Source organism: Microcoleus sp. Pol8_D6, from assembly GCF_036700965.1.
Lineage (GTDB): Bacteria > Cyanobacteriota > Cyanobacteriia > Cyanobacteriales > Microcoleaceae > Microcoleus.
The window spans coordinates 19,289-43,192 of sequence record NZ_JAUBPW010000019.1 but is presented as its reverse complement, the minus strand read 5'-3'; the positions used below and the strand labels follow the sequence as shown (position 1 = coordinate 43,192).

The following is a 23,904-nucleotide window of genomic DNA, read 5'->3' as shown; positions in this document are numbered from 1 at the left end:
ATTTATTATAGCTTGAGAAGTTGAGGTTAGAGTTATTTAATTATTTAACTATCATACAATCTTCTAGGTTGGGTTCGCGGACGATCGCCCCAACCGACCTCACCCCAAGACGGATGGAAGCCCACAGCAGTCTAGACAAAAGTTCCAGTCCCCCATTAGCGCCTGTGGAGTCAATCTACAATCAGCCCTACGCGCTCAGTCATTTTTCCCAGAAAGCTAACTCAGGAACGTTTCGCGAAGCGTAAAGTCATGGTAAATAAAGCACCTCAAGTCTGCTAAAAAAAACAGCTATGAAGTTTGTCTGCGTTCTATCCCCTCAACGGTTGCTTTCTACTGGTATGGCATTGCTCGCAGCCATCGAGTGTGGCGCGTGGCTCGCTCCAAATACGGCGCAGGCAAAGGCTCCTGGACAAAATTATTCCTCTGTGTCGCCGAAAATCCTCGCTAGTAACGATGTTAATTGCAATGGCGGACGATCGCCCGAAACTCGCTGTCCAGTCGGCGGTTTGTTCGTCAAAACTCCCAATATGACCTCAGAACAAGTCTTTCCTCTCAAGCAGACTGAAGTTAAAGCGAAAATAGCTGGCAATATCTCCCGCGTCGAAGTTGTTCAGAAGTTTGAAAATCCTTTTCCTGAATCTATAGAAGCTGTTTATATATTTCCTTTGCCCGACGAAGCGGCGGTGGACGATATGGAAATTAAAATAGGCTCACGAACTATTAAAGCTGATATCAAACTGCGCGAGGAAGCTTTGGAAATTTACGAACAAGCCAGAAAGCAAGGCCGGACTGCTGGTTTGTTGGAACAAGAACGTGACAATATTTTTACTCAGTCTCTCGCTAATATCAAACCGGGAGAAAAAATTGAAGTTACGATTCGCTACACGGAAAGTCTCAAGTTTGCCGGCGGCGATTACGAATTTGTGTTTCCCATGGTGGTAGGGCCGCGCTATATTTCGGGAAATACGATCCCCCCCAACCCCCCCTTAGCAAGGGGGGGCTATAGTTCTGCTGCAGATCGCATTAACCCGCCTGTTTTGCCTCCAGGAAGGCGATCGGGTCACAATATAGCTGTTTCGGTAGAAATAGATGCCGGAGTTGCGATCGGCGATGTCCGCTCTACTTCCCATCAAATTACAACTGACCGCAGCGGCAATATTGTACAAGTCCAATTAGCCAATTCAGACACAATTCCCAATAAAGATTTAATTTTGCGCTATCGAGTCGCGGGCGAAAATACTCGGGCAACTATTTTGACTCAATCGGACAAGCGGGGCGGTCATTTTGCTACTTATCTGATTCCGGCTTTAAACTACAAAACTAATGAAATTGTACCCAAAGATGTCGTGTTTCTGATGGATACTTCTGGTTCTCAACAGGGCGAACCGCTGGCAAAATCTAAGGAGTTGATGCGCCGCTTCATTCAAGGGCTGAATCCCAACGATACTTTTACTATTATTGATTTTGCCAATACTGCGACAGCGCTTTCAACAACTCCTTTAGCAAATACTACCGAAAATCGACAAAAAGCAATTAATTATATCGAAAAGTTGCAGGCTAACGGTGGCAGTGAATTGCTTAACGGCATTCAAACAGTGATGAATTTTCCGGCGGCTGTAACGGGAAGGCTGCGGAGTATTGTATTAGTTACTGACGGTTACATTGGTAATGAAAATGAAGTGCTGGCTCTGGTTCAGCGGAGTCTGAAACCGGGAAATCGACTTTATAGTTTTGGTGTCGGCGGTTCGGTGAATCGGTTTTTGATTAACCGTTTGGCGGAAGTGGGAAGAGGCACTTCTCAGGTAATTCGTCAAGATGAACCGTCGGCAGAAGCGGCAGAAAAGTTTTTTCGGGAAATTAATAGTCCGGTATTGACTAATATTCAAATTAGTTGGGAAGGCATGGGGGAAAAACCGCAGATTTATCCGATCGCGCCCCCAGACTTGTTTGCGAGTCAGCCGCTGGTTTTGTTTGGCAAAAAGACCGATCGAGCCTCCGGCCAACTTCGCATCCGCGGCACTCTTGCGGGCGGCAAAGCTTACGAGCAAGTTTTACCTGTTAATTTTGCTCAATCCGTCGGCGGGCGACAGCGGGAGTCAACTTCAGTCGCAGCAACGGCTACGGATTTTGGCAATCCGGCGGTAGCTCAACTTTGGGGGCGATCGCGCATTAAAGATTTAATGAATCAAATGTTTGGTGGTGAGACTAAATCTCTGGTGGAAGCTGTGACTAATACTGCTCTGACTTATCGCTTGCTGTCGGAATACACGGCTTTTGTGGCTGTGAGCGAAGAAGTGCGAGTCGAACCTGATGGATCTCGTCGTAGGGTGCAAGTGCCTGTGGAATTGCCGCAGGGTGTCAGCTATGAAGGTATTTTCGAGTCGGAGGGGGCAGAGCCAACTAGAGGCGGCACTCGCAGCGTTACCTCGAATCGCAACTTGGCGCCGATAAGTCCAGCTCCTGCTATGCCGCGGCAGCCCGGTTACGGTGAGCTGCCCGCCCCGAAGCCTTTGGCTTCTCGCCTTCAAGTAGTTAGCGCCGAAGGGTTGGATGCCGGGGCACTGGCGGCTTTGACTCAATACCTGCAATCAGTTAATCTCCCGGCGGGGGTTAGCGGTGAAACGGTGTGGGAGTTATCGGTGCAAGACGGCCACGTTGCCAGATTGGCGATCGACACTCAAACCTCGACGCTGCAACCAACAGACGCCGTAGAGACTCTCAAGAGGGCCTTGAGTTCCTGGCAACCTCCTGCAGGATTCAAGGGCACGCTGCGCCTGAAGTTGCGAATTACGGTCGAGCCTTAAGCAACGAGTATCTATGTCAAGAAACATTAACTTTTAATTCAAAAATACCGAAAGCGCGATCGCTACCGCGAGGAAGATATAAAATCTTTATTAAGAGATTGCCTTTAAACAGAAAGTGATGTTAATGAAATTTATACCGTTTGAGGCAAATGCTAAAACAGTTTCCTTTCTGAAACAACCTTAACAGTAAAGATTTCTGGATCGAAACCCCCCAATCATAGAAGGTATGATGCCCTATGGAAGTTAGTGAACTGCTCAACAATTACGAAAAAGGAGAAAGAGACTTTACTGGAGCCGACCTCAGCGGGAAAGACCTCAGCGGAGCAATCTTAATCGGAGTCAACCTTTCGCGAGCTAATCTTTCCGGGGCGAACCTCAGCAGAGCGTTTCTCACCAAAGCAACACTCAAAGATGCACAGATGCAAAGAACAAATCTGACTTTTGCCAAAATGGGCGAAACCCAACTTTCGGGTGCAGATTTGACAAAAGCTAATTTGAGTGGAGCTTTTTTGGTAAAAGCAAAATTGCCCAGAGTAAAGTTAAGCGGCGCAACTTTAACTAGCGCCAACCTGCGGGGTGCTGTGTTGTGGAATGCCAATTTGTGCAGCGCCGACTTGCAATTAGTTAACTTGCTGGGCGCGAATCTGACGGCAGCTAATTTTAAGTGGGCCAACCTTTATGGTGCAAGGCTCAATAGTGCAAAACTTTTTGGAGCTCAATTAACAGGAGTCAGTCTGCGGCGAGCGCAGTTGACAGGGGTGAATCTCTGCGGTGTAGATTTGAGCGGCGTTAACGTGAGCGAAGCTAAACTAATGGGAGCTAATTTGGAAGGCTCGAATTTGGCGGGCGCAAATTTCAGCGCGGCTCAGTTGCGTGGGGTAAAGTTGGCGGGTGCAAACTTAACCGGGGCTAAGTTGAGGGGAAGTTGTTTGAGAGGGGCAAATCTGAATTGGGCAAAGTTGTGTCAAGCAGATTTGATGGCAGCAGATTTGAGCGAGGCGACGTTAGTAGGAACTAATTTAGATAATGCTTTGTTGGCGGGAGCTATTTTGCCGGAATCTACTAGGCGCTATTTTTCCTTAGCTGGGGCTGGCAGAGTCAATTCTTGGGAAGTTAATGAGATTAATGGTTGATTGTTGACTGATGACTATGACAATTAATTTTGGGGTGGTGCTGGTAACTGCGGCATCGGAGGCGGAGGCGGAGAATCTGGCGAAATCTCTAGTTGAAAACAAGCTGGCTGCTTGTGTGAGTTTGTCACCAATTCGCTCGATTTATAGTTGGCAAGGCGAGATTCATTCCGAGCCAGAGTGGCAGTTGGTGATTAAAACTGATTTGGCTAAATTTGAGGCTTTAAAAACAAAAGTTCAGGAACTCCATTCCTATGAAGTTCCCGAAATTATTGCTATTCCTATTATCGCTGGCAGCGATGCTTATCTCAATTGGCTGGGACAATCTTTAAGTTTGTAGTCAAGATTTTAGTCCTAAATTATCCAATGAAGAGGGACGGAATTCCATACTAAAAATGGTCAGAAACCTAGGAATTATGACTGGTAGGGCCGATGACGCCGATTTTGTGGCGAAAACTTAGTTCGCCGCCGAACCAGCCTGTAATGCCCAGCAAGGTTGCCACGACGATCGATATGGCTAAACCTGTGTATACGATCGGCTCAGCCGGATTTCCTTGTCGCAACAGCAAGTTAATCAGGGTAAGTACCATAACCGCCACATTGCCGCCCATGTGCAACCAACCGGCACTGCGATCGCGCACTCTTTTAACTTTGAAAAAATCTAAAAAGCCCGTGATTGCTGCCAAAATCCCCGCAGCAAAACCCACACCCATCAGCCACAGCGAAGCTCTGGCCCAAAACGGATCGCTTGTGAGCCAATAACCGATGTCCGTGCCCGCGGCTCCTACTAAAAAGGCTACCGGAAAGATGACGATGATGGGGTGGATGGGATGGCCTGCAACTGAAAGCGTACTCGTAATGCCGGCGTCGCGATACTCTCTGTCATCACTTTCTAGAATCGGCGGAATATTCGGATAGGGGGTACTATTTCTTTGATTTGTTTCCATGATTTCTAGCGATAAATTTTGTACAACAAAGCCGTTTTTATTGGATTGAACTTAATCCCAAATCCGTTCGCCATTTTCGTCAACGCGGGCCTGCCGAATTACGTCAGAAATTTCCTCGGCGTCTTTGACGTGGTGCAGGGCTTTCTTTTCCCCATCCGGTTCTTCTACGATCACATAAGTTGGAACTGTAACAACATCTCCCACGATGTCGGGTACGTGGTCTACCGCCAGTTGCTGCGCTTTTTCTTCAATGGTTTGGGGTTCGTCGGAAATACGATCGCCCGGATTGACAGTGCGCTCCATATCTCTGCCCGGTTTGTCGATACTCATAAAAACCTCTCTGGTATTTCTAATTTTTTGCTGACTCTAATTCCTACTATTGAACGAAAAATATCCCTGCACAAACATCTCCCGACGGGTGGAAGTTTCAGTTAGGGCGATCGCAGGCAGCCTCTTCCTGTAGGTAGAGGTTTTTCGATTTGTTCGGAAAAAACTAAGCTAAAATCTAAGCATGATATTTTCCTTCCCTTTGAATTTCCCATGAAAAGTTACGATTGGATTGTTGTCGGCGGTGGCATTACTGGTGCGGCACTGAGTTACGAACTGGCAAAAAAAGGTTTTGCTGTGCTGCTTTTGGAACGAGATGCTACCATGCAAAATGCTACTCGTTTTAGTTATGGTGGCTTGGCTTATTGGTCAGGGACGACTGATTTAACTCGCCAATTGTGTCGGGAAGGTATTGAACGCCACCGCAATTTATCGGCCCAATTAGATGCTGAGACGGAGTTTCGCGAGTTGGATTTGTTGCTGACAATTGATGCGGGCACTGATGCCAAAAAAGTGGTGGCTAATTACGCGCATTTTGCGATTGTGCCGCAGTTTTTGAGTGTTGCAGAAGCTGGCGAGTTGGAACCTTTGCTGAATAAAAGTGCGATCGCCGGAGCTCTGACTGTGCGTCACGGTCACATTTCGCCGACTGCCACAAATAAAGCTTATTGTCAAGGGTTTCTGCGGTTGGGAGGAACTATAGAATTTGCTGAAGTAATTGGGTTTATAGAAGAGGGCAATCGGATTTCGGGAGTCAAGACGGCACAGGAAAGTTATACCTGCCAAAATACGGTTATTTGTGCTGGAGGTTGGAGTCGGAGTTTGCTGAAAGCCGCGGGTGTTTCTGTGGGAGTTTATTTTACTCGCACGGAGATTTTGGAAACTGCACCTGTGGATTTGAAACTCAGGACTTTGGTGATGCCTGCGGTATTAAAACGTTTTGAATTGGAAGCTAAATCTAGTAAAAATGAGGTGGATTTTCTTTGGGATGAACCTGGTAAAGAGTTACAGCCACCGATTTTAGATTCGGGTGCAATTCAATTTAATGATGGGAGTTTGCGGATCGGGCAATTGTCGCGCACTTTGAGCGATTTGAATGCTAAAGTCGATCGCGAAACCAGCGACACGGCAATTCGTGCAGGAATCAGCAAGGTTTTGCCTGATTTGGCAGGTTTACCGGCAAGTTGGCACGAGTGTAGTGTGGCCTTCAGCGCTGATAATTTGCCTGTAGTGGGGCCGATTGCCGATCGCCCTGGATTGCACGTTTTTTCTGGTCTCAGCAATCCTTTGACTATTGTACCTGCTTTGGCTGAGCGATTTGCGAAGGCGGCGGGGGGAGAAGAAGATAGGGCGATCGAACTTTTGTCTCCCAATAGATTTTGCTGACAATGACTAATGTTAACTGTTAACTGTTAGCTGTTGGCTGTTATCGTCACCACAAAAAGGCAGCGTGACAATAAATGTAGTACCTTTGTCGATCGCACTTTCCACACTTATTGTACCGCCGTGCAGGTCAACGATGTGTTTGACAATGCAGAGTCCCAAACCCGATCCTTTAATCTTGCCTACATTAGCACCCCGTTCAAACTGCTGAAATAGTTTTCCTTGATATTCCGGTGTCATCCCAATTCCCTCATCTCGAACGCACAAAATTATCTGTTGGTTGTTGCAGCTTAGGTCTAAACTTACCTTCCCACCGTTTGGAGAATATTTAATAGCGTTTGAAAGCAAATTAGTCAGAAGGTGATGCAGTAGTTTGGCATCGAGATTGGCGTGCAGCGGATTTGTGTGACTGCGGAAATGTACTAGGTGTTTGTCGGTGACGATAGGTTGCAGTTCTTCTAAAATAGAATTGCATAAATCCGTCGCATTGATCGGATTTAAGTTTAAGGAAATTTTCCCAGATTCTGCTTTGCTAAGCATTAAAATATCTTCCAGCAGCCCACTCATATTACTGACGGCTTTTTTAATCCGATCAATATTTTTACTGCTAATTCCGGGGTTTCTCTGCAAGTCACTATCTTCTAACATTTCAGCCGATAACTGTATGGTAGTTAAAGGAGTGTTTAAATCGTGGTAAGCCATTGAAATAAAGCGCGATCTATTTTCGCTTTTTTCTGCTGCTAACGCCATTAATCTTTTCAACATAACTGCTTCTTGATGTTTGCTCAGTGCTATCTTGATAGTGGCGTGCATTTCTCTTTCTTTAAAAGGTTTGAGTAGGTAGCCGTAAGAACCAGTATTTTCGGCTCGCTGCAAAGTTTCGTCGTCAGCATAGGCAGTTGTATAGATAATTGGTATATCTAATTCTTGATTAATTATTGCTGCTGTTTCTATGCCGTCAATGTCGCCTTTGATAACTATATCCATTAAAATTAAATCGGGTCTTAGTTCGTGGGCGCGCTGGATGGCATCCGCTCCTGAAGAAACTATATCTGCGATTTGATATCCCAATTTCTCTAGTTTTGGGGATAAATTTTTAGCAATTAATAGTTCGTCTTCGACAATCAAAATCTTAATTAATTTTTCGGCAAAACTCATATTGTTACAATCTTTGAAAGTAGTTTAACTCGTTAAATTTTAAGTGAAAAGATGTACCAAATTCTCTGGATATTTCGATGGTTCCTTCTAACTGCTCGGTTAAAGTGCAGACAACTTGAAACCCCATCGAGTGAGTTTTCCGAAAATATAAGTTTTGAGGAAAGCCAATGCCGTTGTCCTTAACTAAGAGGTTGATTTCGCGATCTCCCGTTTGATAACATTCTACACTAACTGTACCAGTTGTGCCATCAGGAAAAGCGTGTTTCAGCGTATTTGAAACCAATTCATTGGCAATTAAACCGCAGGGAGTAGCGGTTTCAAGATTTAGGGAAATTGGCTCAGCTAATACCTGCAACTGAATTTGGTTGTTGCTAATATTGTAAGAGTGAAACAAATTACTTACCAAATCTTCGAGATATTCACCAAAATTAATTTGCGCTAAATTAGTCGAACGGTACAGTTTTTCGTGAATCAGAGCCATAGAATAAAGGCGATTCTGACTTTCTTCAAACATTTTGCTTACTTGCGGGTCGGCAACTGTGTTCGATTGCAATTCTAACAGACTAGCAACTACGCAGAGGTTGTTTTTGACGCGATGGTGAATTTCTTTGAGCAAAATTTCTTTTTCTCTGAGGGAGTTTTTCAAATTTGCTTCCGCCTGTTTGCGGTCGTTCAGTTCAGCTTGCAGTTGCTGGTAAAGTAGAGATTGCTGAATGGCGATCGCCAATTGATTCACCAACTGCTGAAATAAATTGATTTCCCATTCTTTCCAATCACGAGGCCGATCGCATTGGTGGGCAATCAGCAATCCCCAAAGTTTGCTGTGCTGAATAATCGGCACTACTAACTTTGCCTTAACTTGAATTTGTTTCATAAACTCCATCACACAAGGTGTAATGCTGGGAGAATCTAGTTCGGAAATTGCAGAAATTCGCCCTTGCAAATAAAGCTGATAACTGTCAGGGGGAAAAACCTCTTCGCCAAAACATCTATCTACGAGTTGGCTGCATCCTTCTGCCACGGCTTCAGCAATGACTCGCCCGCCGCTTTTGGGTAAAAGTTGATAAACCAAAACTCGATCTGCTAATAATACTTGCTGGAGTTCGGCAACCGTGGTGTTGAGAATTTCCTCTAATTGCAAAGACTGGCGGACACGACGGGCGATCGCCTCCACAAGCCGTTCTTGCTCGAACTGCTGCCCCCTAGCGAGTTCGGCGTATTTAGAATTGCTAATATCAGCGGCATAACCAATAATTTCGATCGGAATGCCCATGCTGTCAACCAATAATTTTAGTTCCGTCCTTAGCCAGCGGTAACTTCCGTCTTGGTGTAGAAAACGATACTCGCAAATGCAATTTTTTTCCTCGGACAAATCCAAAAAATTCACTAGAAATTGTGGTCGATCTTCAGGGTGAATCCGGCTCGACCAAAATTTACAATCTGCTAACAATTCTTGGGGATCGTAGCCAACGATTGTCTGAACGTTGTCGCTGATGTAAGTAGTACAAAAATCCCCCGTCGGTGCGGCGGTAAAAATTACCGCCGGATTAGAACCCAGCAAAAATTGCAGGCGTTCTTTTAACTGCTGAAATTCCATTTCTGCTCGCTTACGATAACTGATATCTTCGATCGCCCCCATACTGTAGAGAGGAATGCCCTCGCGATCGCGGATCAGCGTCACCGTCAAGTTTGCCCACATCAGCTCGCCATTCTTCTTAATCAAGCGTTTTTCCCTTTGGAAGCGAGAAATCTTGCCGCAGATCAACTGCTTGACTTCCTCTACATCTGCGTGTATATCTTCTGGATGCGTGAGTTCACTAAAAGTCATGCTAGCCAACTCCGAATCGCTGTAGCCCAACATCTGGCGGTGAGCTTCATTCACTTTGATCGTGCGGTAGTCGCGCACGCTTGCCAAACCAAGCGCGATCGGAGCATCGTCAAATAAGTTGCGAAACTTTTCCTCACTCTTTTGCAATGCAGCTTCTGCGTGTTTGCGAGCGGTAATGTCTCGGGCTACCCACATCACCCGATCACAATCCAGTGGCGAAATACTGGCATCAAACCAAAATAATTTGCAGCCAATTTCCATCCTGTATTCAACTCTGTGGGTTTCCCCAGATGCCAATGTTTGGCGAATGTGGGTTAGGGCAAAATTAGCTTCCGCTTCTGGGAAGATTTCGGCGAGGGTTTTGCCCAGCACTTCCGGAGCAGGTTTGTACAGCAGTTCGGGAGCCGTGGGAGCGATTTTGAGGTAGCGACCGCTTGCGTCGAAAACCAGCACGATATCCGTCATGGCGTTAAACAGCGCCACCAGTTCGGCTTCGGAGTTTTGGAGTTTTTCTTCGGTCAATTTGCGATCAGTAATGTCGGTGTCAGTGCCAGTCAGGTGTAATGCCTTGCCAGAAGCCGATCGGATCGCGCTGCCGCGAGCAAGTATCCAGCAGGTGCTGCCGTCTTTACGCAGCATCCGGTGTTCTACTTCATAAATTTCTGTCACACCCTCTAGATAAGCCTTTACTGCTTGCTCGACTGCAACTCGATCGTCGGGATGAATGTGAGACGCCCAATTTTCCATGCGGTTAGGAATCTCTGTGTCTTGATAGCCCAACAAAGCTTTCAAAGACGGAGCAATGTAGATTTCGTCGGTTTCCAAATTCCAGTCCCAAACCCCCACTTTGCCTGCAGATACTGCCATTTCGTACCATTGTGTCCGCTGCTGCACTCTCCGTTCTAACTCTGCATTGAGCTGCTGCAAAGCGATTTCTGCTTGTTTGCGATCCGTGACATCCCGCCCTGCAGCTTGATACTCGACGATTTGTCCGCTCTCGTCGAATATCGCCCGATCGATCCACTGCTGCCAGCGAATTTCCCCGCTCGGCAAAATTACTTGGTGCTCGCAGGTAAAAATAGGGTTGTCGGGAGACACAGAAGTATATTGCTGTTGAAAAATTTCTCGGTCTGCTTCTGGCAGCAGGGACATGAAGCATTTGCCGAGTAAGTCGAACGCCTGCAGGCCGAAATAACGGCAGTAAGCTTGATTGACAAAAGTTATTTTACCGTCTGGGAGGTAGCGGCAAATCAGTTCGGTTTGGTCTTCCACAATCGCCAGGTAGCGCGCCTCGCTCTGCCGCATGGCATTTTCGGCATTTTGCCGATCGCTGACTTTTTCTAGTTCACAATTGCCTTCTAACAGTTCGCATTGTTCCTGGAGTTTTGCCACTTCTTGATTCAGTGCCTCGAGCCAGCTATACATTGCTGGGCGAATACTTTTTTCGCTAACTATACCTACTGGCTGACCCCGTTCATCTACAATTGGCAAGCAGTCGATCGAGTATTGACAAAATAGCTTAAATGCGGTAGTAAGATCTGTAAATTCTGATTCTTGTAAGACAATTAAATTCCGCCTCATTGCGTCGGCAACTTTCATGCCTTGCCATCCATATTCGGCCGCGGCTAAGTTCAGCACATCTTCCGGGCTTAGCAGTCCGACTAGCTGATTTTCATCGACAACTAAAACGCAACTAATAGATGCTTTTACAGTTTCGTTTGAGTCGGGAAATGCAGGTGAATGAGGCAGTGGGCAAGGGTCGATCGTCCGACGCATCAGGGCGATCGCCTCTGGGAGCGAAGTTGAGGGATCAACCGTCACAGGGTGGCGATCGACAGCTTCGTCGGGCGATCGTAAATTTGCCGACAAATTAGCAAGTTCCATTAGTCTTGGTCAAAAAGTATTGCTAATTAACTTTAGCAATACTTTTAGTCATCAGCCATATGACTGATGACTGATGAGCTGCCTGATTTTCGGCCAATGAGAATATAAGTTTTCATTACCCCTTTGCCTTTAACTTCAATCATTCCTCGCTCCTGAAATAAATAGTTATTTTTCAACAATTTATAAGTAGTTTCGCTCACTTGAATCCGCCAAGGCAAACCCTGAGATTCCATGCGGGAAGCAATATTTACCGTGTCACCCCATAAATCATAAATAAACTTCTTTATACCGATTACTCCGGCAACAACCGGGCCGCTGTGAATGCCGATGCGGATACTAAAATATTTATTATGGCTAGCATTAAATCGGGCTATTTCTGCTTGCATATCTATGGCCATTTGGGCGATCGCCTCTGCGTGGTCTGCCCTGGGTTCAGGCAGTCCTCCTACTGCCATGTATGCGTCGCCGATGGTCTTAATTTTCTCTAAACCGTGCCGTTCGCACAAAAGGTCGAATCCAGAGAAAATCTTATTTAGGAGATCCACAAGTTCGATTGGATTCATGACGGCAGACAAAGCAGTAAACCCCACAATGTCGGCGAACAAAACACTCACTTCTGGAAAGTATTCGGCAATAGTAGTTTCGTTTTGCTTGAGGCGTTCTGCTATTGCCTTGGGCAAGATATTTAACAGCAGCTTTTCTGATTTTTCTTGTTCTTCCCGCAGGGCATCTTCTGCTTGCTTGCGTTCCGTAATGTCGTGGTAACTCCAGACTCTGCCGATAATTGTATCTCCCAGCCGCTGCGGTTGCGAATAGCGTTCAAAAAATCTGCCGTCTTGAAATTCCAACAAGTCGTAACTTTCGGCTTCTGGCTGCTCGTAAAGTGATTGTATTCTCTCTTGAAATGCTTGAGGGTCTTTGAGTTGGTTCAGGACAAAGGCGATGGTTGTGGGGTCGTCTCGCAGTGCCATCACTTCATTAGGTATGCCCCACATTTCCACAAATTGTCGATTGAAAGTGACGATTTTTCCGCTTCTGTCAATCGCTAAAATACCGTCCGCAGTAGAATCAAAAGTTGCTAGCAGGAGGGACACAGATTTTCCTAGGGCGTCTTCTGCCATTTTTCGAGCAGTAATATCTCGCAAAATAGCTCGAATTGCTACTAGCGAACCTGCCCCAAATTTACAGCTTATGCTGCCTTCAAGCAAAATTTTTTCCTGATATTTAGTAATAAATGTGAGTTCAATAGAGTCGGGATATAATGTATTTTCATTTACCGTTTTTTGGGTAATAGCTTGATACAATATATCCAGAGACTCTGGGGAACTGTTCGGATGAATGATATCAAAAACCGTCATTTGAGCAATTTCTTCTTCGGTGTAGCCCAGAGTTTCCCGCCAAGCCCGATTTACATACAAAAAATGACCGTCGGCTCCAATACTTTGAATTAAGTCAGTAGCATTTTCAAATAAGTCTCGCAGTTGTTCTTCGCTTTCCCGCAAAGCTATTTCCGCTTGTTTGCGCTTGATAAATTGACCGAGTTGGCTGCCGATGGTTGCCATTATCTGGAGCAATTCTTCATCAAAACACTGCACTTCGCGGCTGAATAAAATCATCACCCCCAACACAGATTTTGCAGAATTTTCCGGGTCGTAGTCGCCCACAATTGGAAAACCAAAAGCTCCGTGCAGTCCTTCTTCAGCAGCGATTTCGCGGCGTATACAACTGTCGCTTTTTGTGACATCGGCAATCCAGTGAGAGGAACCGCTGGCCCAAACGACACCGGGTAATCCTTCGCCAAACGCACAAGTCATTTGTTCGGTAAATTCGGCAAATTTGGGGAGAGAAACTGAGCGTTTTGTCCAACTGGCGACGCAGCGAAGCAAATTGGGGTCGGAAACCGCAGTTATTCTCTTAGTTTCTGACAGCAGTTTTTCCCCAGATTCTGGCATCCAAAGTTCGGCAGTATCCCATCCCAAGCTGTCACAAATTATGGGGAGAATTGCTGCTATAGCTTTTTTGATTGTTTCGGATGCCGACAGGATGCGAGTGGTGACGTACTGAGTTATTTGCCGCTTGCGGGCCCGCTGTCTATCTGTGACATCGCGGCCGATGTACACGAAATCTTGAAGGGCGGGCCCAGAGCCAGAAATACCTTTAATATCACTTGAAATCGCCGTACAGGAAAACGAAACTGTTAGCTTTTCTCCGGTTTTTGCCGTGCAAATTAATTCGGCGTTAGTTTGAGATTGCTGAGGCTCCTCTTGGCTGACTGCTTGCAAAGAGGAGCCAAATGCAGCAAGAGCGTCTATTTGCTGACCTACTAATTCTGATTCGCTGTAACCGAACAAATCTTGAGCCGCTTGATTGACTTTTTTAATCTTTCCCGATGCTGTTGTTACCAACAAAACTTCGGCCATTGAAGTAATAATTTTTTCAACATAATTATTAGTAGCCGCTAAGGTACTCAATAAAATATCCATTTCATTGGTAGCTTGCACTAGAGTTTGTTCTAAAGCCATCCTGTCGCTTACGTCTTGAAAAAATATAATTAATCTCTGATAATTCTCGTCATTGGTGAACTCCACGATATACATATCAAAATAAAGCCGCGAACCATTTTCTAATAGTCGCGTCATCGCTTTTAATTCAAAATTGGGCAAACGTTTTTCAAAAATATCGATTAAAATTTCTTCAGTTCCCACCAATTCTGGAAAGGGAATGCGGACATCGTTGCCGGCGACTACTTCGTCGGGAGAGTCGGCAAACCGCTGCACTTCCAGGGATATTTCTTGGATTACAAAGTTTTTATCCAGTGCTAGGTACTCCAAGTGGTGGGGAACTAACAGTTTTTTTAACAAGGTTTTCATGTGAGGTTTTTAGTATTGAAGGCGCCCTCTGGATGTAATTATATAAAATTTATTTATTTATCGCTGTTTTTCAAAGGGAATTCTGACTATAAAGGTAGTGCCTAGCCCTATCTCGCTGGAAAATTCGATTTGACCTCGGTGCAATTCTACGCACTGCTTGACTATGGATAAACCCAGTCCTGTACCGGGTATTTTTCCGACATTTTTGGCTCGATAATAAGATTCAAACAGTTGTTCTTGGTCTTCTATAGGAATGCCAATGCCTGCGTCTTTAATTTTAAATATAGCTTCTTCATTATTCTGACAATTTAATTCAAAATAAATAGGGCTGTCGAGGGGCGAATATTTTACAGCATTTGACAGCAAATTTGTCAATATGTGTCGCAGCAATTTTGGATCTAGTGCAGGCAACTCTTGCGTTTCCTGCGATTCGGTATCATTTTGTTTCGCGGGCGTAACTAATTCTTGATAAATAAAGTTAATTGTATGATTTTTTCCATAACTAATTTTAATTGATTCTACTAACTCGCTACAAAAGTTTTTTAAATCAACTGGTGCGGGATAGAATTCGAGTTTTCCTGCTTCGGCGCTGCTAAGCAACCGCACGTCCTCTAATAGCTGAGCCATTTGTTGAGATGCTGATTTAACGTGTTGCAGGTATTGTTGTTTTTCCGCGTGGGTGATTTCGTCCCCGTAGTCTTGGAGGATTTTAGTAGCAAATAATACGGTACTTAAAGGATTGCCGAATTCGTGAGCAATCATTGAGAAAAAACGAGATTTTACCTGTCTTAGTTCTTGCTCTTTTGCCAAAGAGCCGCGAATTTCTATTTCTTGTTGTTTGCGTTCTGTGATGTCCCTGCCTATATAAATAAAATCGTAAAGTCCCTCTAGTTCTGTCTGAATTGCCGAACAGGAAAATTCTACCCAAATTTCTTCTCCTGCTTTAGTAGTGCAGACTATTTCTAGTTCTCTACGTAGCTCTTTCTGAGACAAAATATAGCGGTGGCGAGCTTGGTAAATTAATGTGTCTTCGAGTAATATTAAAGATAGGGGGTTGCCGATCAATTCTGCTTCGCTATACCCAAATAACCATTGAGCCGATTGATTGATTGTTTTGATATTTCCTAATGTTGTTGTCACTAACAAAGCATCGCCCATCGAACGAATAACTTTATCTATATAATCTTTAGAAGCTGCTAAGGCGCTAACCAAAAGATTAGCTTCATTCGCGCTCTGAATCAACGATTGCTTCATCACCATCTTTTCGGTAGTATCTTCAATCAAAATTAGCAATTTATTTGGCACATCTTCTTCTTCTTCATATTTGATAGCCAACATATCAAAGTATAAAGGGCGGTTCGGGTCGGCAAACCGAGCGATACCTTTGATTTCAAAACCCGGCAGCCGTCCCATAATGATAGACATGAGGATATTTTCAATGCCAATCAGTTCGGGAAAACTGATGCGAGCATCTGCACCGGGTATTGCCTCGCCCGGAGTATCGGCATAGTGCTGCACTTGGGCGGAGGTTGCCTGAATGATAAAATGGTGATTGACTACAAAATACTGTGTTTGTCGCGGCCCTAACAGCTTTCTTAACAGGGGGTTCATACTTGTTCTACCATTGTGTAAGCTAGTTTGTAGAAAATTTCGTCAACGTCTTTGCCTGTTTTAGCAGATGTCGTGCAGACTCCTATTACTTTGTCTTGACCTATCGAATGGGATATTTCCACTAGCATCGCTAATTTTTCCTCGTCAATCAAGTCTACTTTGTTCAAAGCGACGATAATTGACCCTTTAGGATTGACTGAAGAAAAAAGCTGAATGTGTTCGGAGATTCGCTCAACTGTTTCGGAGCGGCTGACATCGGCAACGATTAAAACGCCGCTAGCTCCCTGCAAGTAAGTCGGTGCTATTCCTTTGAATTTTGTATGCCCTTCTAAATCCCAAATCAGCAACTTTGCAGTCACGTTGTCCCGCTGTTTTACCCCTTCTAATTCTACGATTTTGCTGGAAATTTTTACTCCCACGGTGGAGAGGTATTGGTCACTGAATTGCCGATCGACAAAACGGCGGATCAGGCTGGTTTTGCCCACGCCAAAATCGCCGATCATACACATTTTTTTAGATATAGTAACTGACATAATTATTTACTGTTTATGGTCTTAGTTATTGGTTCAAATACGACGCATCTGCTTAAAATCCGTGGTTGATTGGGTTCCACGTCGGCAGGAGGATGGGGGATGCCAACCGTTTGGAGGCGCTTTGGGTCAGCACCTTGCCGCACTAAAGCATCTCGCACGGCTGTGGCACGCCTGAGCGACAACTGTTGATTTGTAGCAAGTTCTCCACTTTGATCGCTGTGCCCAATTATCTTAATCTGTTTTTGAGGATATTGATCCATGAATTTTTTGACAGTGGCGATGATTTCTTCATCTGTTGAGTCTAATTTTGTCGTTCCTTGCTCGAAGTAGATGCGGGTTGTAATCTTCAGCGGCTCTAATTTAATCGTACTGATGACCGACTGAACACCGGGAATTTGCTTCAGGGACTGAGCTATTTTCTGTGCGTCTGCACCGTCTCTAACTGTGCCCTCTACTGTAAGTTTACGATCGCCATACCGCGTAGAAATAGAAACGCCCTCTCTCTGGTTCAAAACGGCGGTAATCCGCTGCACGTCAGCCGCCGTCAAAACTGGATCTGGGGGGACATCTACAGCTATAATTCTATTATCTAATTGCAATTTCGGTGCAGTTGATGCGGCTATTTTTTCGGCTTGTGCCCGCAATTCTTGATTTGGCAACTTTCCGGTTAGCTTTAAAGTTTTGCCATCAACTGCCACATCTAAGCGGTAAACTGCTAATTCGGGAGTGGATGCTAAAGCTGCGATGGCATTTGCTTCGAGGCGGCGCTCAACGCTGCTGCGGTACTGATAAATTCCCCAAGGTACTAAGATTAAGCTCAATGCGGCTAAACTGATAGCAGCTAGGGCGATCGGGGGTTTTGTAGATTTTTCCGCTTGTAGCGGGTCGAATAAAGTTTTTATACACGGGTGCAGCGACTCCGGTATAGTATCGGGGTCGCCGTTAAACTCGTGAATTACTTGACCATAATTAAGAATGAGATTACTAACGGTTTGTCGTATTTTTTGGATGAACAAGTTTGGCGGTTCTCCTTTAATCACGACGGCCATGTAGCAATATCCCGCTACTTCTAGCAGAATTTTTGAGGCGCCGTATTCAATTTGATTGAGTTCGGAAGATTCTCCCGGCTGCACGATGCAGTCGTTAACAAAGCTGCGAATAGCTGTGAGCATTCCTGCTACCATTTCTGATTCTAACTGGTAGCTTTCTGAGTTTTGAACTTCGGAAATTATTAAGCCTGATGCTTTGTGAATTAAGAATGCGGCTTGGACGGTAAAGGGTACTGATTCTTGGAGGATTAATTCCGCTTCGGATACTCCTTGTACTTTGGAGCGAATTTTTCTCTGGAACCCTTCGACGCTGATGGCATTGGACACTTTTTCATTGATTGTCTTGATAGCTTCTGCCATGTATCGGGAAATTGTACTGCCAATTACGGGATAGAGCGCATCCACCATAGAGTCGCGTTCGAGTTTTATTTGGGCTGTAATCGCTTTGCCCATTTCCGGGGCGAGGGCTTGAGCGATCGACTCTTGGTCGAGGCGAATTTGCTCTTTAATCGCCAGACCGATTTCTGGGGCGATCGCCTTAGCAATATCCGCTGGCGAATTCACTATTTGTTGAGCAAGTGCGTCGGGAAGCAGCTCAGCTATTGCCGCACTCATTGCCGACTTGTTTTCCTGAGTTTTTGCCCTAATCACTTCGTCAATAATTGGGACGATCGCGTTGACAACTTCTTCTCTGGAATCAGCAATTTTGCGGCTGAGAATTTCTGCGATCCAAGGCAACATCAACTCAATCAACTCTTGGGGCTCGTAGATTTGGTGCTCTAATTTTTCTAATTTATCGTCGATTGTTGCCATCAGGTGGCGCACCCCCGGCAAATCGTTTTCTGCCAGCAGACTTTTCACTTGCTCGATATCCGAGATTTGCGAGCCGAACATGAGATTTTGCAGCCTTTCCATCGCGCTGTCGGCTTCATTTAACTCCTGTTTAATTTGACCTAATATTTCTCCTGGCTGCGATATCGGTGTCGGCTGTTCCACCAAGTTTGGCATCGATTGAAGCGAAGCAACCACCGGATCTAAATCTGCAGTTTCTGGTGAGTCTGAGACTGGGGAAACTATGGGATTATCGGGAATTTCCGAGGATTTTGACTCGGTTTCGGGAGGGGAAATATCTTGTTGCCGATCGAACTTGTGGGATTCTTGAGCCTGTCCTTCCTGTAGAGAATCTTTCCTTGTCCAGTTAGACAATTCTTGGACAGGCTGTGATTCCTCCTCCAAATCCGGCTGGGCGATCGCGGAAACATCTATAGTTTTAGCTGAGGAATAGCCTTTTTCCAGTTCAGAAGTGTTGAGTTTGTGAGTAGCGAATAGCAAACTTTTGAACTCGTCTGCAACAGGCGGGGCATCGCCAGACTGGGGTTTGCGAGATCCAGTTTCGGGTACACTCGCTGCAACTTCCTCTGGCGCTTGCTCAGAAATACCTAACAAATCCATCAACCCGCCGAGGGCCCCAGCTTGATTATTTTCGCCACTGCTGTCATCTTCGGGCTCTGCATTTTGCTGGTTGGAACCTGCAATAATTTTGAGATCGACTAACAGATTCAGCAAGGGTTCTAGCTGGGTTGCTGCATCGGCAGCGGACTCGTCAGGTTGAGAAACAAAACCCTCTAACTCATTTTCGTCAGCCGGATTTTCTTTCGGTAAAGCCATGCGTTATTATCCGTGATGGTGGCGCTCTGGCAACAGAAATTCGTTATTTAACTTATTATCAGCAACGCCTTTAAGTTCGGGTACAAATTCTGTTCCTTTGAGCCTCATGCCGAGTTCAAACAGAATTTCTGCCATGTCGTCTCTAGAAACTTTAACATCTCTGAGCATAGAAAAGCGACGGTCGAGTTCTTCAAAAACCTGTGTTTTCAAAGTGCGGGTTTCTTCAGATAGTCGCTCTCTGGTTTGGGAGAGTTCGTCGCGAAGCGAACGGGTTTGATTGTCAATAGCCTCGTCGAGGGCTTCAATGCTGCTGGATAATTTTCGGTTAACGCGATCGACTTGCTGACGGATGTCTGCGCTTTCTTCTTGGGTGTTTGAGGTGAGCGATTTAACTTTCTTCTCTAACGAATCAACTGCAGCCCTCATTTCTCCTGAAAGAACTGTTTTTACTTGTTCGATGCGAGTTTGCATATCTTGCTGCATCATCGACAAGTCGGAATCTATTTTATCGAAGCGATTGTCGTATTCTCTAAGCTGCGCTCCGAAAATTATATCCCGGATCTGGTCAATATTTCCCAGCCGTTCGCGCATTTCTTCTTTAGTTATTTCGGCCATGCTTGTACCTAGAATCTCCGGAGATTGTGAGTTTAAGAACTGTGCTAGTGATTTACTACCGTTGTTGGTGGGACTAGCTTTTTTGAGTGGGCGGGCTTTTATTTTTTGAACTCTCACCCCTGCGTCGGAGATGGGATTTTTTAGAGTCTTGACTCTAAATATCCTGAGATTCAAAATTTTGAGCCTGGTCTTTTCACCAAAAATGGCGGTTGGCGATCCTTTGCTTGCAGCAAGCTCAGAGAAGCGTAGATTTGCTGCTATACAGGACAGCGGGGTAGATTTTAATGTCTTGTACTGACATCTTCAATGATATCGCATCTTGACAGTGCCTCATACCACAGCGCTTGATCCACGGCAAAAAGCGGGCGGGGGCGGGCGCCCACGTCCTATTATATATAATATAACTCAAAAGCTGCACAGATCGCTCGCCGATCGGCTCCCAGGGATGTAGCCTTTGAGCACAAAGCACTTATACAGCCCAACTCGGCACCTCTGTACCCCTGGAAGCCTCTTCTCCTGCGATCGCCGAAAAATTCATAGGGCCCGATCGACAGCGATCAGACCCAATAATATGAGAGCTTTGTTTTTTCTAACAAACGAAATGTGTTTCCGGTGGAGAACTGTTACTTACTAGGGTTTACAACTTGTGCAGCTTTACTTTTAATCCGCAACGACAACTAAGTCTTACTTGACTGCGGTTTGGCTTGACTGCTCGATCGGCAGTTCGCCACTATTCCAAGTTGTGTTCGTTTAATTTCTGCTGCGCCTGGGAATCTAGACCGGAGACACCATGCCTATATCCTTGAACTTTCTTTCTAAATATAGTGACCTCCTTTCTCTTTCTGTCCCGGTGTCTATTATTAAGTTAGCATGGCTTTTCGGAGGAGTAAACCACTATTTGCAAAAGTTGATAGGTCTTTACATTACTAAGTATAATGATATGAATCTCCAAATAGATGTAAGTTAGCACTCACGCACTCGTAACCAAGAAACCTGGTTTTTCTACCCAGATTGAGGATTTTAAGCAAGTATTTTGGTTTAAAAACCGGGTTTCTGGACACCCGTGCGTAAGTCCTATAAATTCTATTGTTGCTACATCTTTACATACTTAAGTGTTTTTGTCATGTCTATTTCTCCTAAGTTTCTCAGTGGCAGCCAAATCCGCCAAACCTTCCTCGACTTTTATGCTCAGCGGAGACATAAGATCTTGCCGAGTGCTTCTTTGGTGCCCGAAGATCCGACGGTGTTGCTGACGATCGCCGGAATGCTACAATTCAAGCCGATATTTCTCGGACAGCGCGCCGCCGAATCACCGCGCGCCACGACTTCTCAAAAGTGCATCCGCACCAACGACATCGAAAACGTCGGCCGCACCGCCCGCCACCACACATTTTTTGAAATGTTGGGCAACTTCAGTTTCGGGGATTATTTCAAGAAACAGGCGATCGCCTGGGCGTGGGAACTTTCCACGGAAGTTTTCGGTTTACCAGCGTCGAATTTGGTTGTTAGCGTTTTCCGAGAAGATGACGAAGCTTTTGCGATTTGGCGCGATGAAATTGGCATTCCGGGCGATCGCATTCAGCGCATGGGAGAAGATGACAATTTCTGGCAATCCGGCCCGACTGGCCCCTGCGGCCCGTGTTCGGAGATTTACTATGATTTTCACCCAGAGAGAGGCGACAATATTGACCTCGAAGATGATAGCAGGTTTATTGAATTCTACAACCTGGTTTTCATGCAGTACAATAAAGATGCAGAGGGCAATTTAACACCGCTGCAAAATCAAAATATTGATACGGGCATGGGACTGGAACGGATGGCGCAAATCCTCCAGAAAGTCCCCAATAATTACGAAACAGATTTGATTTTTCCGATCATTCAATCGGCGGCGGAAATTGCCGGAATTGATTACCACAATAGCGATGAAAAAGTCAAGGTTTCGCTGAAAGTAATTGGCGACCATATTCGGGCTGTGGTGCACATGATTGCAGACGAAATTCGCGCGTCGAATGTTGGTCGAGGTTACATTTTGCGGCGGTTGATTCGCCGGGTGGTGCGCCACGGGCGGCTGATTGGAATTCAGGGCGAATTTACGGTGCGGGTGGCTGAAAGTGCGATCGCCCTTTCGGAAGCTGCTTATCCGAACGTGCGGCAGCGGGAAGCTCAAATTAAGGCGGAATTGGCAAGGGAAGAAGCGCAGTTTCTCAAGACTTTGGAACGCGGAGAGAAGCTGCTGGAGGAAATTGTCGATCGCACAAAACAGCAAGCAAACCAACAAATCAGCGGCCAAGATGCTTTCACTCTTTACGATACCTACGGTTTCCCCTTAGAACTGACTCAAGAAATTGCTGAGGAACAGGGAATTTCTGTGGATTTGGACGGCTTTGAAGCGGCGATGAAGGAACAGCAAACTCGCGCTAAAGATGCTCGCCAAACAATCGATTTAACCGTGCAGGGTTCTTTGGATAAGTTGGCTGAAACTATCCAGGGAACAGAGTTTGTCGGTTATGCTGAATTGTCGAGTTTAGCTGAGGTGGAAGTTATCTTGATTGACGGCAAATCTGTGGATGAAGCAGCCGCCGGCACTGAGGTACAAGTTGTTTTGAACCAAACGCCGTTTTATGCTGAATCCGGCGGACAAATTGGGGATAAAGGTTATTTGAAAAGCGGAGATAATGGTGATGGTTTGTTGGTAAGAGTTGAGGATGTCAAGAAGGAATCTGATTTCTTCGTGCATTTCGGCTTGGTGGAACGGGGAACCCTGAGAGTTGGCGATAGTATTACTGCGAAAATTGACAACAGCGGTCGCCGCCGAATTCAGGCTAACCACACAGCAACTCACTTATTACAATCAGCTTTGCGGAAAATTGTGGACGATTCGATTTCGCAAGCTGGTTCGCTGGTATCGTCTGAGAGATTGCGGTTTGATTTCAATTCTCCGCGCGCTGTCACAGCAGAAGAGTTGCAGAAAATTGAGGATTTAGTTAATAGTTGGATTGCTGAGGCGCACGCTGCGGTCGTTGCAGAAATGCCGATCGCCCTTGCGAGAGAAAAAGGCGCAACTGCGATGTTTGGCGAGAAGTACGGCGACGTAGTGCGGGTGATCGATTTTCCCGGCGTTTCGATGGAATTGTGCGGCGGAACTCACGTCAGCAATACCGCAGAAATCGGGCTGTTTAAGATTGTTTCCGAAGCGGGCGTAGCGGCGGGAACTCGCAGGATTGAAGCGGTTTCCGGTCAAGCTGTTTTGGACTATTTGAACGTGCGGGATAAGGTGGTGCGCGATTTGGGCGATCGATTTAAGGCGAAGCCTGAAGAATTGCCGAACCGGATTACTAATTTGCAGAATGAGTTGAAGGATACTCAGAAACATTTGGCTGCTGTGAAGTCGGAATTGGCGATCGCGAAATCAGACCAGTTGCTGAGTGCGGCGGAGGCGATCGGCGAATTCAAAATCATTGTAGCTCAATTGGGAGATGTGGATACGGAAGCGCTGAAAACTGCGGCGGAAAGGTTGCAGCAAAAGTTAGGAAATGCTGCGGTTGTTTTGGCCTCAATTCCTGAACCGGATAAGGTAAGTTTGGTGGCAGCTTTTAGTCCCGAAGTCAATAAGAAAGGATTGCAAGCTGGCAAGTTTATCGGGGGAATTGCTCAAATTTGCGGCGGAAAAGGCGGCGGGCGGCCTAATTTGGCGCAAGCTGGGGGACGCGATGCAAGTAAGTTGCAGGAAGCGTTGGAAAGTGCTCGCAATCTGTTAGTTGAAGGCTTGGGTTAGTCTGGGTTTTCTGTAGGGAAACGGTATTGCCATGTCGTAATTCGCCACCAAATTTAACACCAACTTTGTACAAACACGGCGCGGTGTCCCGCGCCCGACACAACAATGCCGTATCCCTACAACATCTGCGTCCATCCCCGTCCATCCGCCAACATCTGCGGTTAAAAACTCCCTCGATCAATACTTCGGACAGTTTTTGATTGCCAACCGTAGAATAAGGGTTTCAAGGCGGTTCCGCGATCGGCTACCAACGGAAAATCTAGGGTTTCAGACTATGAACTCAAAACTGTCCGGACTATGGTTGATTTCCCCCGCAAAAAAT

At 45.7% G+C, this 23,904-nt stretch carries 15 protein-coding genes; 6 read left to right on the top strand and 9 right to left on the bottom strand.

The features are described 5' to 3' along the window. Positions 1 to 20: 20 nt before the first annotated feature. The 4 genes from QUA10_RS10420 (at position 21) to cutA (ending at position 4,274) form a co-directional block, all read left to right on the top strand. Entirely contained in the window at positions 21 to 245 is a 225-nt protein-coding gene (locus QUA10_RS10420; RefSeq protein WP_333080308.1) for a hypothetical protein, read from the top strand. 45 nt (positions 246 to 290) lie between these two features. Further along, the gene (locus QUA10_RS10415; protein WP_333080310.1) at positions 291 to 2,804 is read left to right on the top strand and encodes a VIT domain-containing protein; all 2,514 of its coding nucleotides are present in this window, start codon (positions 291 to 293) and stop codon (positions 2,802 to 2,804) included. A gap of 236 nt (positions 2,805 to 3,040) precedes the next feature. Further along, positions 3,041 to 3,937, top strand: a complete 897-nt coding sequence (locus tag QUA10_RS10410) for a pentapeptide repeat-containing protein (protein WP_333080312.1) — start codon at positions 3,041 to 3,043, stop codon at positions 3,935 to 3,937. Positions 3,938 to 3,953: 16 nt separating this feature from the next. Further along, positions 3,954 to 4,274, top strand: coding sequence for a divalent-cation tolerance protein CutA (gene cutA / locus QUA10_RS10405; RefSeq protein WP_333080314.1), 321 nt, complete (start codon positions 3,954 to 3,956; stop codon positions 4,272 to 4,274). Positions 4,275 to 4,341: 67 nt separating this feature from the next. Here cutA and QUA10_RS10400 read toward each other — a convergent pair whose 3' ends face one another. Further along, on the bottom strand, positions 4,342 to 4,881 hold the full coding sequence (locus QUA10_RS10400; protein ID WP_333080316.1) for a DUF2231 domain-containing protein: 540 nt from the start codon (positions 4,879 to 4,881) through the stop codon (positions 4,342 to 4,344). 51 nt (positions 4,882 to 4,932) lie between these two features. Then, entirely contained in the window at positions 4,933 to 5,211 is a 279-nt protein-coding gene (locus tag QUA10_RS10395; protein ID WP_333080318.1) for a hypothetical protein, read from the bottom strand. Positions 5,212 to 5,421: 210 nt separating this feature from the next. Here QUA10_RS10395 and QUA10_RS10390 point away from each other — a divergent pair, with 210 nt between their 5' ends. Continuing rightward, the gene (locus tag QUA10_RS10390) at positions 5,422 to 6,594 is read left to right on the top strand and encodes an FAD-binding oxidoreductase (RefSeq protein WP_333080319.1); all 1,173 of its coding nucleotides are present in this window, start codon (positions 5,422 to 5,424) and stop codon (positions 6,592 to 6,594) included. 12 nt (positions 6,595 to 6,606) lie between these two features. Here the strand turns inward: QUA10_RS10390 and QUA10_RS10385 are convergent, their stop codons facing one another. From QUA10_RS10385 to QUA10_RS10355, 7 genes are read right to left on the bottom strand one after another with little or no spacing between them, the layout of a single operon-like run. After that, entirely contained in the window at positions 6,607 to 7,749 is a 1,143-nt protein-coding gene (locus QUA10_RS10385) for an ATP-binding protein (protein WP_333080320.1), read from the bottom strand. Between the two features lie 4 nt (positions 7,750 to 7,753). After that, positions 7,754 to 11,461, bottom strand: coding sequence for a PAS domain S-box protein (locus tag QUA10_RS10380; protein ID WP_333080321.1), 3,708 nt, complete (start codon positions 11,459 to 11,461; stop codon positions 7,754 to 7,756). A gap of 44 nt (positions 11,462 to 11,505) precedes the next feature. Beyond that, positions 11,506 to 14,331 (bottom strand): adenylate/guanylate cyclase domain-containing protein, encoded by a 2,826-nt coding sequence (locus QUA10_RS10375; RefSeq protein ID WP_333080322.1) that lies wholly within the window; start codon positions 14,329 to 14,331, stop codon positions 11,506 to 11,508. 57 nt (positions 14,332 to 14,388) lie between these two features. Next, positions 14,389 to 15,942 carry a PAS domain-containing sensor histidine kinase gene (locus QUA10_RS10370; protein WP_333080323.1) on the bottom strand — a complete coding sequence of 518 codons (1,554 nt, stop codon included), beginning with the start codon at positions 15,940 to 15,942 and terminating at the stop codon, positions 14,389 to 14,391. Then, positions 15,939 to 16,475 carry a Rab family GTPase gene (locus QUA10_RS10365; protein WP_333080324.1) on the bottom strand — a complete coding sequence of 179 codons (537 nt, stop codon included), beginning with the start codon at positions 16,473 to 16,475 and terminating at the stop codon, positions 15,939 to 15,941. The genes QUA10_RS10370 and QUA10_RS10365 overlap by 4 nt, the downstream gene beginning before the upstream one ends. A gap of 2 nt (positions 16,476 to 16,477) precedes the next feature. Then, complete coding sequence (locus tag QUA10_RS10360) at positions 16,478 to 19,192, bottom strand: OmpA family protein (protein WP_333080325.1); 2,715 nt, start codon at positions 19,190 to 19,192, stop codon at positions 16,478 to 16,480. Between the two features lie 6 nt (positions 19,193 to 19,198). Further along, entirely contained in the window at positions 19,199 to 19,807 is a 609-nt protein-coding gene (locus QUA10_RS10355) for a hypothetical protein (protein ID WP_333080326.1), read from the bottom strand. 1,123 nt (positions 19,808 to 20,930) lie between these two features. Here QUA10_RS10355 and alaS point away from each other — a divergent pair. Continuing rightward, on the top strand, positions 20,931 to 23,582 hold the full coding sequence (gene alaS, locus QUA10_RS10350) for an alanine--tRNA ligase (RefSeq protein ID WP_333080327.1): 2,652 nt from the start codon (positions 20,931 to 20,933) through the stop codon (positions 23,580 to 23,582). Positions 23,583 to 23,904 lie beyond the last annotated feature (322 nt).

Bases quoted from the DNA above. Each gene is read 5' to 3' on its own strand.
- QUA10_RS10415 (WP_333080310.1), top strand. From the start codon at position 291: ATGAAGTTTGTCTGCGTTCTATCCCCTCAACGGTTGCTTTCTACTGGT.
- QUA10_RS10410 (WP_333080312.1), top strand. From the start codon at position 3,041: ATGGAAGTTAGTGAACTGCTCAACAATTACGAAAAAGGAGAAAGAGAC.
- cutA (WP_333080314.1), top strand. From the start codon at position 3,954: ATGACAATTAATTTTGGGGTGGTGCTGGTAACTGCGGCATCGGAGGCG.
- QUA10_RS10400 (WP_333080316.1), bottom strand. From the start codon at position 4,881: ATGGAAACAAATCAAAGAAATAGTACCCCCTATCCGAATATTCCGCCG.
- QUA10_RS10395 (WP_333080318.1), bottom strand. From the start codon at position 5,211: ATGAGTATCGACAAACCGGGCAGAGATATGGAGCGCACTGTCAATCCG.
- QUA10_RS10390 (WP_333080319.1), top strand. From the start codon at position 5,422: ATGAAAAGTTACGATTGGATTGTTGTCGGCGGTGGCATTACTGGTGCG.
- QUA10_RS10385 (WP_333080320.1), bottom strand. From the start codon at position 7,749: ATGAGTTTTGCCGAAAAATTAATTAAGATTTTGATTGTCGAAGACGAA.
- QUA10_RS10380 (WP_333080321.1), bottom strand. From the start codon at position 11,461: ATGGAACTTGCTAATTTGTCGGCAAATTTACGATCGCCCGACGAAGCT.
- QUA10_RS10375 (WP_333080322.1), bottom strand. From the start codon at position 14,331: ATGAAAACCTTGTTAAAAAAACTGTTAGTTCCCCACCACTTGGAGTAC.
- QUA10_RS10370 (WP_333080323.1), bottom strand. From the start codon at position 15,942: ATGAACCCCCTGTTAAGAAAGCTGTTAGGGCCGCGACAAACACAGTAT.
- QUA10_RS10365 (WP_333080324.1), bottom strand. From the start codon at position 16,475: ATGTCAGTTACTATATCTAAAAAAATGTGTATGATCGGCGATTTTGGC.
- QUA10_RS10360 (WP_333080325.1), bottom strand. From the start codon at position 19,192: ATGGCTTTACCGAAAGAAAATCCGGCTGACGAAAATGAGTTAGAGGGT.
- QUA10_RS10355 (WP_333080326.1), bottom strand. From the start codon at position 19,807: ATGGCCGAAATAACTAAAGAAGAAATGCGCGAACGGCTGGGAAATATT.
- alaS (WP_333080327.1), top strand. From the start codon at position 20,931: ATGTCTATTTCTCCTAAGTTTCTCAGTGGCAGCCAAATCCGCCAAACC.